Annotated in this window: 15 protein-coding genes and 3 tRNA genes; all 18 read right to left on the bottom strand. The window is 40.2% G+C overall.

Annotation, left to right across the window (positions count from 1 at the left end):
• Nucleotides 1–4: 4 nt before the first annotated feature.
• The 18 genes from G601_RS0112885 to G601_RS25125 all read right to left on the bottom strand — a co-directional run bounded on the left by G601_RS0112885 (nucleotide 5) and on the right by G601_RS25125 (nucleotide 13,122).
• On the bottom strand, nucleotides 5–1,111 hold the full coding sequence (locus G601_RS0112885) for an RNA ligase (RefSeq protein WP_026665609.1): 1,107 nt from the start codon (nucleotides 1,109–1,111) through the stop codon (nucleotides 5–7).
• Nucleotides 1,108–1,695, bottom strand: a complete 588-nt coding sequence (locus G601_RS25135) for a metallophosphoesterase (protein ID WP_026665608.1) — start codon at nucleotides 1,693–1,695, stop codon at nucleotides 1,108–1,110. Before G601_RS25135 ends, G601_RS0112885 begins: the two co-directional genes overlap by 4 nt.
• Before the next feature lie 17 nt (nucleotides 1,696–1,712).
• A complete protein-coding gene (locus G601_RS0112875) occupies nucleotides 1,713–2,759 on the bottom strand; it encodes an RNA ligase family protein (RefSeq protein ID WP_026665607.1) in 1,047 nt (348 codons plus the stop codon).
• Nucleotides 2,756–3,529, bottom strand: coding sequence for a tRNA(His) guanylyltransferase Thg1 family protein (locus G601_RS0112870; RefSeq protein WP_026665606.1), 774 nt, complete (start codon nucleotides 3,527–3,529; stop codon nucleotides 2,756–2,758). Before G601_RS0112870 ends, G601_RS0112875 begins: the two co-directional genes overlap by 4 nt.
• Nucleotides 3,530–3,724: 195 nt before the next feature.
• Nucleotides 3,725–3,800, bottom strand: a tRNA-Met gene (locus G601_RS26205).
• A gap of 86 nt (nucleotides 3,801–3,886) precedes the next feature.
• Nucleotides 3,887–3,959, bottom strand: a tRNA-Ala gene (locus G601_RS0112865).
• An 86-nt stretch (nucleotides 3,960–4,045) separates the two neighbouring features.
• Nucleotides 4,046–4,117 (bottom strand) — tRNA-Gly (locus G601_RS0112860).
• Between the two features lie 82 nt (nucleotides 4,118–4,199).
• The gene (locus tag G601_RS26650) at nucleotides 4,200–4,412 is read right to left on the bottom strand and encodes a hypothetical protein (RefSeq protein WP_207638051.1); all 213 of its coding nucleotides are present in this window, start codon (nucleotides 4,410–4,412) and stop codon (nucleotides 4,200–4,202) included.
• A 127-nt stretch (nucleotides 4,413–4,539) separates the two neighbouring features.
• The gene (locus tag G601_RS23200) at nucleotides 4,540–4,869 is read right to left on the bottom strand and encodes a hypothetical protein (protein ID WP_051205832.1); all 330 of its coding nucleotides are present in this window, start codon (nucleotides 4,867–4,869) and stop codon (nucleotides 4,540–4,542) included.
• 90 nt (nucleotides 4,870–4,959) lie between these two features.
• The gene (locus G601_RS0112845) at nucleotides 4,960–5,661 is read right to left on the bottom strand and encodes a metallophosphoesterase (RefSeq protein WP_035789800.1); all 702 of its coding nucleotides are present in this window, start codon (nucleotides 5,659–5,661) and stop codon (nucleotides 4,960–4,962) included.
• A gap of 13 nt (nucleotides 5,662–5,674) precedes the next feature.
• Nucleotides 5,675–6,442 carry a hypothetical protein gene (locus G601_RS23195; RefSeq protein ID WP_035790745.1) on the bottom strand — a complete coding sequence of 256 codons (768 nt, stop codon included), beginning with the start codon at nucleotides 6,440–6,442 and terminating at the stop codon, nucleotides 5,675–5,677.
• Nucleotides 6,443–6,524: 82 nt separating this feature from the next.
• The gene (locus G601_RS25130; protein ID WP_051205830.1) at nucleotides 6,525–6,851 is read right to left on the bottom strand and encodes a helix-turn-helix domain-containing protein; all 327 of its coding nucleotides are present in this window, start codon (nucleotides 6,849–6,851) and stop codon (nucleotides 6,525–6,527) included.
• A gap of 143 nt (nucleotides 6,852–6,994) precedes the next feature.
• Entirely contained in the window at nucleotides 6,995–7,708 is a 714-nt protein-coding gene (locus tag G601_RS23185) for a hypothetical protein (protein ID WP_051205829.1), read from the bottom strand.
• 69 nt (nucleotides 7,709–7,777) lie between these two features.
• On the bottom strand, nucleotides 7,778–8,398 hold the full coding sequence (locus G601_RS0112825; RefSeq protein ID WP_026492910.1) for a hypothetical protein: 621 nt from the start codon (nucleotides 8,396–8,398) through the stop codon (nucleotides 7,778–7,780).
• Between the two features lie 21 nt (nucleotides 8,399–8,419).
• The gene (locus tag G601_RS0112820) at nucleotides 8,420–8,971 is read right to left on the bottom strand and encodes a hypothetical protein (RefSeq protein ID WP_026665604.1); all 552 of its coding nucleotides are present in this window, start codon (nucleotides 8,969–8,971) and stop codon (nucleotides 8,420–8,422) included.
• Nucleotides 8,972–9,065: 94 nt separating this feature from the next.
• Nucleotides 9,066–9,677 carry a RhuM family protein gene (gene rhuM, locus G601_RS23180; protein ID WP_196808897.1) on the bottom strand — a complete coding sequence of 204 codons (612 nt, stop codon included), beginning with the start codon at nucleotides 9,675–9,677 and terminating at the stop codon, nucleotides 9,066–9,068.
• Between the two features lie 21 nt (nucleotides 9,678–9,698).
• Entirely contained in the window at nucleotides 9,699–9,932 is a 234-nt protein-coding gene (locus G601_RS23175; protein ID WP_051205827.1) for a hypothetical protein, read from the bottom strand.
• Nucleotides 9,933–10,479: 547 nt separating this feature from the next.
• Entirely contained in the window at nucleotides 10,480–13,122 is a 2,643-nt protein-coding gene (locus G601_RS25125; protein ID WP_051205825.1) for a DEAD/DEAH box helicase, read from the bottom strand.
• Nucleotides 13,123–13,491 lie beyond the last annotated feature (369 nt).

The following is a 13,491-nucleotide window of genomic DNA, read 5'->3' as shown; positions in this document are numbered from 1 at the left end:
CTTCTTATTTACTTATCTCAGGATACTCCACAATCAGTTTTTCAACATTTGCCGGTGCAAGCACTGCCATGATATCAGTAATATCCTTATCGTTACCGATTGCCCTGAACCCAGCCCAGGCATATGGTGAATCCTTTATGGTCATGGCTACTGCTTTCCTGTCGTGGTCGTATTCTTCATAAAGGCGCCTGGAATAGAGCATCATGTCTTCTGTTTTATGCTTCATCTCAGCAAACTGCCAGTCATAATACTTTATGATATGCGCATTAGCCGGGAAGTCTTTTGCCAATTTTGAAAGATCCTCTCCATTGCAGAAAAGCTCTGACATTCTCTTTGCTGTGAACACTTTGTTCGTGGATATTCTATGCATAGCGACGTATGACGGGGATTTTATCTTGACCCTGTTATGCTTCCCATCAACCACAACAAAGCCCTCATCCTCTATCTCGTCGCCCTTATTTAGCGCAAGAGCAGCATCAAGACACTCATTCATAGATTTTAGTGCAAAGCTCCTGGGTCTCCTAAATTGCAGAAGCTCTGTATCCAACTCTTCTCCTGTAAGATTATTTCTTGCGGTCAAGAAGAACAAGGAAGTCTCTTCATATCTGACAACAATCTGAGTAAGCGGAGAAACAAGCTCAAAAATGTAGGTATAGTCTTTATTCAGTTCCTCAAAAGGAATCTCATTTACGTTTTCAGCACGGGCAATTATGTCCGCATAAGTCAGTTCGTTATACCCTGGAATAGCTGCATCCTTAGCATCACAGGTAGAACTTGTCGCAAATCTCCATGCGTCTTTGTACCAGAAAAGCTTAATCATAGAGCCATCTATCTTTTCCAGCACCCTTGCGCTTTTCCAGTCAATATCTGCCGCGTACTGTTCCTGTACATTAAAAAACTTATCAAACGGCCAGCAGACCACTACGCGCTGAACCTCGTCAATTATAATTCCTCTTGCTTCGCATACCAGCGGATCTGAGAAATCGGCTTCAGTTGCATATTTGAAGCACACCAGATCTCCGTTATGGTTTGTGCGTATAAATTTTTCATTCAGCTTCTCTTCCCAGGTATCCGGGTTATTCTTTATGAATTCTAATATTCTTGCCTTCATGTCTGTATCTCTTTGCTAATCCACTTCTTTTCCTTCTTCTCTACGGCGTGGTCAATTGTAATCCTGTGAATGCTGTCTATATCCGACAAAATCCCATCCTTTATCAGTTTTCCCAGATTAACCGGTGCATATCCGCATACATTAGCTGCAAGATTCAGATGCTTACACCCTTCTTTATACATTTCCATATTGCTATGATCGTGGCCATGAATGTTAAGACACCACGGCAGACCATATACCGGTTCATGCGACAAAAGAATCTTATCAGCTATAAAAAGAGGTCCGGCATATATCTCGTCAAACAGCCCTGTATACTCACCTCTTCTGTCATGATTGCCAAGAAGCAGGATCTTTTTTCTGACCCTGAGCTGTTTTACATACTCAGGCTTTCCAACATCTCCAAGGCATACAAATGTATCATTTTTCATGATCACAGAATTTAATATTCTGACCTGTTCATTAGGATCTATCCAATTGGGATCCATTATTTTACAGTCATCATCATCAAAGTGAGTATCAGACAGGATATATACCGATCCTTTTCCTGACCAGTGCCTGAATGGTTCATACAATGTAGATATCATGTTCACTCCATCTATGATTACTCATCATTCTTCATTAGATATTTGTTGTTTATTACCTTCATCGATAACGGTCCACTCAATGTATACGAATGAACCGGCTCTATGGGACGGATCACAATTCCTTCTCTGGTCGTGCCGTTGTATCCGATTCCTTCAGCCCTGGCTAAAAGAGCTGCTTCATCTGGATACTTTGCAAGAAGGTCATCACCTTCCTCTTCCACCGGGACCATCTGGCAGTGAACGTATTCACAGATTTCCCTTAGCGTTGTAAGATCCGTTCTCTTATCATCCGTTTTAGCTGTAAATACAAACCACTCCGGCCTCTTTAGCTTAAGCCTGTTCTTCTGAATTCCTTCACCGCACCATTCTCCCTGAAGAACCAACGTGCTAAGCCCATGCTCATCTGCATACTCTTTCATCTTCTCAGGTATTCCTGCGGTCTTTACATGCTCAACAAATGCAGACTTTCCATCATCCTTATAAGTGAAGTTATGTCCGGTAAAAGATATTTCCCCATCCCTTACACCTATTGAATGGCTTGATCCATCCATCTTTGTAGTTATGTAATATGGAAGCCCCTTGAACTCGTTTAGCAGTTCAGGTGCAGACTGTATTCTGGTCTCATCAGTCTTAGGGATATATCCCGGACGATCTCCAATCATAGTTCCTCCGGATCCTGCACGCTCAGGCATTTCCCATTCACGCACACCAAGGATTTCCGTGACGTCCATTCCTTCCTCCAGTGTCATGCCCTGAAGCTTTGGCAGCTTATCTATCCCCAGACATAAACCCTGGGATATCTCTCCTCTAAACTTCATGGTCTTAAGCCTGAATCCTTCTCCCATGAACTCATTGCTTCTGTAAGAATTTTTTCTTAAAAACTCGAACTCATCACATACAGGCAGAAAAGAGTCTATCTCGAAATAGACCACCATATCTCCTACATGAAATTCATCTTTTCCACCGACGCACTTCCATCCAAGTACCTGGACAAGTTCCAGTCTATCCGCATCCGGTATAGGCATGACTGCCTTGATTTTCTGTATTGATGCTAGTTTTCTCATCTTTTCTTTCCTTCCTTCTCAATAATACTTCGAATAAGCTCCCCATATTCATCTCCTATCGGAAGCTCGTAATCTACATGTATCCTTTTGCGCGTTGTCATTTTAGTCTCGCCTGACAAGGGATTAGTGCCCTCTTTCTCATACTCTTCCATCCACATACCGACTCCGCGTTTCTGCCATGAAGGCAGCTTATCGTAATTAATTCCTCTGCTGAAAAGGAGTTCATTTTTGTAACTCACACCTTTGCCATTCAGCTCTGATGTCGCCTTGTGAACTGACACCCCTTCTTTTCTAAGCATCCAGTAACAGTGCGAATTAAGAGCATTTCTGTTAGCATCCTCCTGTCTCCATCGGAAGTAATCTTCAACTCTTTCTACATTTGGGAGAGGCACCATTCTGCAATCAAAAGTTGCTGCCATTCCAAGTTCCAGTGAAAATACTGCACTGGCTTCGGCTGCCAAAGTCGAATTATATTTACGCACTTTCCTTCCAAATGTATCCTCGTCAGCAGCAAACAGTAACGATATCTCATCGCTTTCTGTGTATGCATACACAACTCTGAATCCACAATCCATGAGCGCCTTTGTAGTTTTCACCATCATGTCTCTAAACTTTTCATCAAAGGGTGCTTCAAAGTTGCAAACTTCTTTTGTAAGCTTTGTAAAGCCTCGGCCATCAAGCCTTGCAACCATATAAATGTCAGGAAGTAATACCTGATCAAGAGATTGCTCATAAACTCGCATCTTCGCATCCATCTCGTCAAAACGCATCGCTTTCTCCTCCAGTTCATATGCGAAACTATAAAGATCTGTAGATCCGACTGTTACGGCGAGGCCCGATAGGTGGACCCCATCTGGTTTTCACACCACCTCCGGATTAATGTGACGGCGCACAATCCACATGAATAAATGATATTCCCCTGAACGCTGATTGTCAGTCGACTCGTGGTTGATAAAATGTGGTAGTCGCGGGGGCAGGAGTCGAACCTGCTATCACTTGGGATATGAGCCCTGTATGGTCATTCCGTTCCACTCCCCCGCAAAGGCCGGATGAAGGATGTGCGCCCTCCTCTGATGATTACAGGTCACCTGCATCGCTATCTATGCTTATCCGGCGTGAAGTTTAAGTGGACCGCACGGGAATCGAACCCGCCATCTCTGGTATGCAAAACCAGCGTCACCCCATTGCGACTTCCGGCCCATGGCGCAGAAGACCGTGCCTGTGGCCTTCTGCTATATTTAATTGTTTATCCAGAAGTAAGGAAGTGCCTGCTTTCTCCTTCTGAGAGTGGATAACCGGTTATGATCCGGCACCTTCGATTTGGAAGACCGATATGCTGCCAATTACACCACATCCACGTATTTTTGTATTAAAAAAGGATCCATCCAACACGGACAGATCCCAAAATCCTACAGCTTATTCCAATGCTACCGTTGCAAGCTAACATCGGACTTTGCCACCTGTCCTGATATATTTTTCTATTCCCTCTGTACGTCCTGATGTTCCTGAAATGAGCGCACCAATAACAAACGTATCAGCTGTAAAGCCATACGCCTTTGTCGCGGTTATGCATGTCAAATTAGAAATCATCATCTGTTTCATTGAAAGCTTTATACCTTGCCTTTCTATCTCATCACTAAATCTGTTTAACAAAAAAGGAAGCGACCGCATATTTACATTGATGTTTGCATCAAAATAAATAGGACAGGCACTTCCTATGTACCTACATTAGCACCTGTAATATGAAATGTAAAGCTCTTTTTTACAAAATCACGAAACATCAAATTTCTATCCGTTCTGAAACTTTGCCTTCATTTAGATTAGAAATTGCAGCATCCATCACATTTAACGTGTTACTAGATATAGAAAATTCGTCAGTACTATGTTCTTCAAAAAAACTCACAATCTGCTTAGCTGATACCGGGAAAAAGTTATTGGCATCTACACCAACATCATATCTTCTCTGTCCATCAGACCTATTAGACTCGTTGTATTCCATACGCGCATGGATATGGCCATGGAGATGATAACTACCGCTACCTTTTTTAGGCCATGATAGCATCGGATAGTGCATTAAAGAAAAAGAATTCCCATATACAGAAATTTTCATAAAATCCTGTATATCTTCAAAGAGTCGTGGATCATAATTCTTATCATGGTTACTGCATATCTGCAGTAAAATATATCATCGTATCAGCCCCTACTTTGCCTCTTCGAATTTCCTCGTCATAGTATCTACAATGTATAGTTTCTGGTTTCCATATGGATTACCATTTGAATAAGTCGAGAAAAGGTCTAATGTCAGCACTCCACAAGCATCAAGTGGTTCCTCTACAGGTGTATGGCCCACTACCTGATAAAAGAGATCATCCCTGAACATCCTGTAAAAGTCCGCCTGAGGTCTTGCCCATATAGGCGAACTATCTCTCCATAGTTCCTGTTTTCCCATTCGATTGATCTTTGCAAGGATATCATCAATTTCTTTCACATGATATCCACAGGAATGAAGCACGAAAGTCTCAGTAACTCCGGCATGACTGAACAGTACATTATCAATTCTATGAACAAACTTATATCTGTCCTCAAGGATCCGCTCAAGCTTAGTTATCCCTTCAATGGCTGTTAGCCTGGCCTGTACTGAATAACCTGATTCCATGGTATCCCATAGATAAGAAACATCATGATTGCCATAACACCAAAGAGACTCACCATGCTCTTTTCCAAACTCTGCAGCTCTATTCAGAGTTTCTTCATAAGCACCAAGATCATTGCCCTTCCCCCAGTCATCTACCAGATCTCCAAGAACGACAATATCTTCGTAACTACTCTTATCTACTTTATCTGCCTCATCAAATATACAGGGTTTTAAATGCACATCTGGAATTACCAAAACTCTGCTCATGTACAAACCTCGATCAATCTAAACGGCTCAACGCCTCAATAATCTCACTGTCTTTAACATCCCACAAATCTGTTTCTCCAAGGGCATACTGTATGATCTGCCCCAGTCTCATATGTGGATGTCTTTTCCATGTCGTCGATAAAACTTCAGCAAATCCATCTATCCTTTCCGGATCCAGACTTTTGTCTTTTCCATGAATTACTTTTTTCATCTCCTGAAATACTTCTTCCGCTGAATAAGTTCGCCCCTCTCTTATGGACTTCTCTGCTTCTTCTAACGATCTCATCAACTCGTCCAAAGCAGCTTTTTTGCCTATTTCTTCGTCATAAGGGGTTAGCTCTTCAAAAAGGTAATATGGATACCCTGAACGGCATGGGTGTTCTTTAATGTGTACGAACATACCATCATGTCTGCCACCGTGAGGAACTAATGTGTACTCCTTGCCAATTTCAAGTTCTTCCTCAGTAATGTAGTTTCCATCCCCAATGAAGTCATGCCTGTTCTCTTTACATCTAATCTTTCTTGGTGTGTTATCAAAGGTATTCATATCCGTTGTCAGCACAACAGTCTTTTCCTTTGCCTTGTCTGAGTTCCTATTTTCTCTTATTCCTGAATCAAAAGCCTCTAAATATTCAAGAAATCCATCTTCTTCACAATTCCATAATCTGTCACTATCTGGAACCACATCGATAACAAACTGACCAAAGCGAAGATCAGGATATCTTTCCCATACCTCGGCAACTTTATCCAAAAATGGTCGTATTCTATTTATATCCCTCATATCTCTGATTTCTCCTAAATCAAAAATAGGAGCATGTGTAATAAAACATGCCCCGTTATCTATAATTCAAGAATCAAATCTCTTAGCGTACTTCAACTAAAAAAGTCTGTTCCTTCCATGCCTTGGGAACAATCAGCTCATCAATGCTTACCCCCAACATGCCACTTAAAATATAAAGATTATCTATAACAAGAAATGTTCCTTTATGTCTCCACTTATTCACAGCTTGAGGCGTAACACCCATCTTCTCTGCAATAGCTCTGTCTTTTAGACCCTTGGCCTTTATCATTTCACATATGTTTTTCTTCGTAGCCTCCATGTCCATACCCGAAGCTCTGTCTGGCCACTTACAACTCACTGTATAGTCTGAGCACCTGTATTTTTCCCAAAGCATGCGCGATTCTATCATTTCCAATATTCTCCTGAGGCTATTGTTCGGCATCTCATATCTCCATCTATTCTTATTTTGTTTTCGGTCCTCCTTATATTCTAATCGTAAAATTGTGACCTGTCATTAAACGCGTGGTTGATAAAATCACCAATTAAAAAACATTAGTCCCAGGAATGGGGTCGCAGGCATCCGGGGGATGCCAAGCTTGCGACTCCGAGCTCTGCGAGGGATCCCATAACCTTCCGCATATGAAGCGGGTGCTCTACCTCCCCATCTATCGACAAAAACAGACAATAACCCTGTCTGCTTTCAATTTTCATCATCCATTCCGGAAACTGACCTTCGGAGCCACAATTCATGATATCAGCAATATAATAAATCTTGATATCCTGTGTATTCATATCAAGAATATCAAGCTTTTCATCTGTGATGTTTGCCCTGTCATGGAAGTAGCTGATTGCAAGCTTATGGAGCTTTGATACAAAAGAAAACTCATACTTCCTGTCAGTGCTGTCATCAACTGCATTTATAGGCACTCTGGTGTCTACATCCCCAGTTCTAAGCTTATCATCAAGCCAACATTTCAATACTATTTTTGATTCTATCGAAGACCTTCCTTCAGTTACTGCTGTGCACTCAAGCTTTGTATCAGAATCCTTTATCCTGAAATGTTGTTCCCTAAGATTTCTATCCCCAGCCACAAGAATAAGATTAGCACCGCAACCACACGGGCAGAACAATTCTCCGTTTCTGCTCTTTTCTCGCACCCAGTTCAACTTCTCAGGTATATTGATCTGCTTGCCGTCAATGACTGTATATATAGATTCAATTCCTATGGTTCTACCCTGATATATTGCCTCAGTCCTCTGAGCCATCGTGTTCTGCTCCTTACATCTTCATTCACATTCTCTACTGATATCCCGATAGTATCTCTTTTAGTATTTTTACTGATTAACTTCTCTCTTTCTCCATTTGATCTTGTAATACAACAATGCCAGTCCAAGACACAATACAGCGATTATCGCAAACCACAGGATTATCACACCAGCAGACTGCTCATATACCTTTAGAAAGAAATAAGGTCCGTCCATTATTCTTACAGCATTCAGTACCAGTGCTATCGCACCATATGTAAGACTTGCTACCGCCGGCCATATGATTGTACTCAGCGAAAGCCTCTCAGTCTTTTCTAAAAAGAGAAGTGAGATCACTGATAATAACGGCCCAATAAAATGGTTTATGGGCGCAACATCGTTAAGAAAGTAATATGCAATCCCGCCTTCCGGAGCAAGAACAAATGCAGCTATTAGAAATGTGACCGTCAGGCCAACTGCACTAATAAAATGCGCAACAGTGAGGATCTTCGGAAATTGTTTATTTCTCAAAACGCAGCAAATCACCCATACCGATACAACAAGCTGTAACACATTGCTGTCCACTGTGTACCACTCAAAAAGTCCAAACCGAAACGCATAGATATCGTGGGCAAATGCTACCGTTTCAAGTATCACCAGTATCAGATTTACATAAAAAACGGCTCTATCTTCTTTTTTTATCCTGTTCACGCTATATCCTTTCGACTACCCCTACCTTGTCAAAAATTCAAACACGCCCATGCTTATCGCCTCTGTGATAAGCGGAACCATGCCAAAGAAATATCCCGTCATGGGCTTAACCTCGTAATACTGCAGATAAAAATACAAGCTCAAAACTGCAGCCACTGCTACGATTATCAGGAACACAATGCCTCTATCTATAGACACCCTTTCCCACGCAATCGCTCTGTTAATCGAGGCCACTTCAAGCATTGACCAGCCTATTATCAAAAAGAGCTCCGACGTTACCTGCCTGTGTAAAATGATCCTTGAACCGTAAAGAAGCACTATATATGTAACAATTCCGGCAACTATTATCACAAGGCCTGATACCAGTCCTCTTTCAGGTGGTGTTTTGATAATTCCAAGCATGTTGAGAACCAGGCCTGTCAGTCCAAAGGCTGCAGTGATAAGCAGCAGAATCCCATCAATCCCTGACGTGTGACTATAGCCATGATTAGGATGGAATGCTACGCCCCACCATATCAGATAAAACACACAGCATATAATCAATAAACCCTGTCCTAACATTATCTGGTCCATACAGATTTCCTCTTTTATTCAACAGTTTCCTTTCCATTTCCAACTAACCATTCTCTCAATAGTTTCCCTGGTCTCATCACTGAATTCCTCCAGATCATCCACAGAGATAACCTCGCATCTTACAAGTGATTTTATTCTGCACCGTTGCATAGAATTCTCTTGTCACAGGAGCATCTTTATCATAATCTGCAGCAGTTGCATATATATCTGTTATTTTCTGGTAGAATCTTCTTTCACTGGCTCGTATTTCCTGAATTTCAGCTACTAACTGATCAAAATAATCTTCATCAAATATTTTTCCATTCACTAGTCTGCTTTTATCAAGAACATAACCCTGTTTAGTAAATGCATCTAATACCTTCGTTGCCCATTGTCTAAATTGTGTTGCCTTATCAGAATTTGTCCTATATCCTACAGCAATAATCGCTGCCAAAGAATAAAACTTATAATTGTAGTTTTTTCCATCATCAGCAGTTTGTGCATATTTTGCACAAACTGAATTTTCATCCAATTCCCCCGACGAAAAAATTTTTTTGAGATGCTTCGAGACAACTGACCTATCAATATCAAAAAGCTGTGCTATCGCATTTTGAGTTAACCAGACATCTCCATCTTGCACTCTAACTTCTATTCCATCACTTTTAGAATCTTTGGTAAAAATCAAAAAATCAACAGTACTATTTCTTATCTGAACATTCTTTTTCATACGAAAACCCTCTTTTTATCTTTATAAAAGATTCTTATAAAAATCCACAGCCCTCTTTATCTCTTCCTCTGTCGGATTCCCCTTCTGCAAACCTCCCACCAACTTAAATAGGCCATAGGTGTCATATCCTCTTGAAATATAACGTCCAAGCCCGTTATAATGCTTAGCCTTGGTAACATCTACAATGGAATTAAAGCAGCTCTTTGTAGGATTACCTGCTGTTGCGATGAAAGAGCAATCCCATACCGCCTCCAATCTAAGCTACTCAACACCTTGATTATCTTTCTTAATCACTTCTGCAAAATTGGCTTTTACACGCATCATGCCTAATAAGAACAACCTTCACCTACACCCTCCGATAAAAAACATATTTTTACTATAACAGAAAAAAAGCCATTTAACAGTAAATTATACTGTCAAACGGCAATTTTTCTGACATATTGAACTTGTTCTCATAAGTCGCTTATCTTTTCAGTAAGCGTATCGCAAATCCCCTCAACAACAGTTACTGCAAACATACCTGCCATCATTATAATTCCTACAACGAGAAAGATAATGATTTCCTGATATCTATGGCTGTAAATTCCCAACTGCAGTCTGCGCTGTGATGTCGCTTATGTTTGAAGTCTGCACCCTGATACCGCTATCCGTGAAACGTCTTCACAATCTGTGAAATATAAAACCAGCAGAGACTTTTCGGCCCTGCTGCTCACCGCTCTTTGCTTTTTAAAGTCAATGTTCTACTAAATTTCCGACATTAACCGTCCTTTTATTCTTTTTATTACCAAGTTGAACCATGTAGTTATCTATATTTCTCCATCAACTCTCTTGCCATATCTACACAACTTGATTTTTTCCATGCCTTTGCATCGCCCACAATGTACAATCTATACTTAGCTCTGGTGACCGCAACATTGACTATATTTTTGTTAACAAAGCCTATACCTGTATTTTTATCGCTATCATCACATCCCAGAAGGAATATAACTTCATTAGCCTCCTTACCTTGGAAAGTGTGTACAGTACCGATTTTCTTATACTCATAGTCAAGCATATAGTCTTTGTCTATTTTAGTATCAGGATGATTTTTACAATATCGCTTTATATATTCTTTGATTCCTGCAACAACAGTTGTAAAAGGACTAATAATATATAAGCTAGGCTCAGGATTCTTACTAAAAGCTATTTCCAGTAACTCGCAGACCTTTTCTCCCTGTGCTTCTACAAAATGATCCCCATTACCTCTTTCTTTTCCTACTACATCAATCCACTCAGATCTATCTTTAATAAATTGTTTTTGTAGCTCAGCTTTGGGCTCTGCAGTTTTCTTTTTCATGATGCCATTGTAGGAAATCGCATTGGAAATATCATACATAGGAGAAATGCACCTTCTATGAACCACTAAAGGTGATCCAACCCATTCTTCTCCGCCTTCATTATTATCCAAATTGGTCCCTAAGCAATTAAGGGTATCTGCAAAGCTCTGCACGGATAAAGTTTTATTTTTATAAAAGTCAAGGTCAACATCGCTAAAAGCCATTTTTAAAAGGGCTAGATCATCTGTAACTACAGGCTCTACCTGCCTTGGATCTCCTACGATAATCGCCTTTCTACTTCTATACAATGCTCCAACCGCCATCTGTGGCTGAGCTTGTCCTGCTTCATCCACCACAAGAGTACCTATCACAGAAGGTCTCTTAACATCTCTCAAAAAATTTCCCACTGAAGCAAAAGTTGTTGATACTACCGGCACAAACAAAAATAATGTCTGTAAAACTGCAGGCACAAAGTTATCCTTATCTTTCTGTGCAAAATTAATCTTTTTTCCGTCATCCCCCATGCGCACACCCCAATAATGCCCCAATGTCTTAAAGTTATCACGGCAACAATTGGAGGATAACACAAATTCTTTATTGAGCTTCATAGCAAAAGCGAATAACTTTTCTCGCTCCCTGTTATACTGCTCAGTAAGCCATGGATTTTCTACCTGTGCTTCGGTTGCTTCTTCAGAAGCTGAAAGAAGCTTTTCGATAAACACGGCATCAGCTATTGTAAGCTTTCTCATGCAGTCATTCTGATCATAAGCTTTCAACATTCTCTCATATACTGAAACCGCCTCATTATATGCATTCTCATCTGCTATGGTTCTCATTTTCTCAGATTCAACATCAGATTTTAGCTTATCAATCTTAGCCTGTTTATCTTTTAAGTTGTCATCGACTCCATCGAGTTTATACGTATATTCTGAATACTGTCTCTGCATTTCTGCAGCTGATTTTTGTACTTCCGCAATTGATTTTTCAATTACATTTAATTCTTCCTGCTTCCTTTCAACCTCCGATTCATAATTGTCTGCCAGACGGTTTGCCGAATCATATTTTTTCTTATTTAGAAGTTTTGTAATAAACGATACACTACTTCTAGTATTGAACGAGAGTTCATTATTTTCTTTAATCTGCTTATAAAGTTTTTCTTTTTCCTGTCCTAAATTCTGATTCCTATACGCAAGCTCACTTAAAAGTTCAGACCTCTTATCACGCTCTATCAAAAGCGTTTCTCTTTTTTCCTCTATATCAGCCAGTTCTGTCTGCACAATATTAATTTGCTCTGATATCTCGTTAATTTTATTCTTGCTATCATTTCTTGTTTCTTCAAGACGCTTCCTGCTTGTCGTACATTTCATCATAGCTAATTGAAGGTTATCCAAGTCTTTTTGATGTTTTCGTACTATAGCAAGCTGCTCGTTAAAAGCATCTCTAGCCTTAATATATTTTTCTCGTCTCTTACCGGCGGCTTCCTTATTGACGTAGAAATCCATATCAATTTTCATCAAAGCATTCCCATAAAAGCGAGAAAGATTAGATCTTTTTCCAAGAGGAGCTGCTATCAATCCCCATGCACTAGCATCATCCAAGAGCTCTCGGGCGTATTTTGTGAAATAAACATCTCGATATTCATCACCCGATTTAGTCGTTTCTATATCTTCTGATTTATCCGGATCAAATAGATCTTCCACTTCCCGCAGCCTTTTCTTTAATTCACCAGAATCATTGGCTAAAGGTTTAAGATCAGAAAGCATGCTCTTTGGCAATTCTTTTGAAATATTCTCAACTGCAGCATTATTGCATGAAGTTACAAGCATACTGTAATCATTTATGAAGTCATTTTTCAGTGAATACCATTTTTGAACAAACTTTGAATATGCGTTATTTTGCTTGTCACCATATTGAAATCTATGCTCATCAAATGCATCATCCGGATTATCATACTTCGATAGCAGTATCGCTCTGTTTACTATATTTCCTACTATAACTTCTTTTAAAAGAGTTGTCTTTCCTGTTCCTGGAGGTCCATTAACAGAAAAAATATTACCATTACCATCAGTTACATCACCTACACCATTCAGCGCTGCATTTATCGCTACCTCCTGCATCATTGCTGGCATAAACCTAGAAGGCCACTTACCCAGTGGAGCTACTTGTGGTCTTAGTAACATATTGTAAACGGCAAGTAGAAACCAGCAAATTTTGGCAGTTTATTTCCATCACTTTTTGGCAGTTAACAACCAGCAGATTTTGGCAGTTAAGAACCGCCACTTTTTTATTATTACCCACGGAGTACTCCGTGGGTATACAAAAATCTTAAAACGGTGTATCGCTATCAAGAAACCCCCAAGAATTATCCTCAGATTGCATGTCTGTGCAGTCAGGATCGATACAGGGACCTTCTTCCATCATGGCTTGCCATGATCTAAATGTACTGATATAGTCCAAAGGCCATCCGTCATCATCAAAAACTCCATCTCCGTTCATAT

This window comes from Butyrivibrio sp. FC2001 (assembly GCF_000424125.1).
Taxonomy (GTDB): domain Bacteria; phylum Bacillota; class Clostridia; order Lachnospirales; family Lachnospiraceae; genus Butyrivibrio.
The sequence above is the reverse complement of the archived record's forward strand: the minus strand, read 5'-3'. Positions and strand labels throughout refer to the sequence as shown.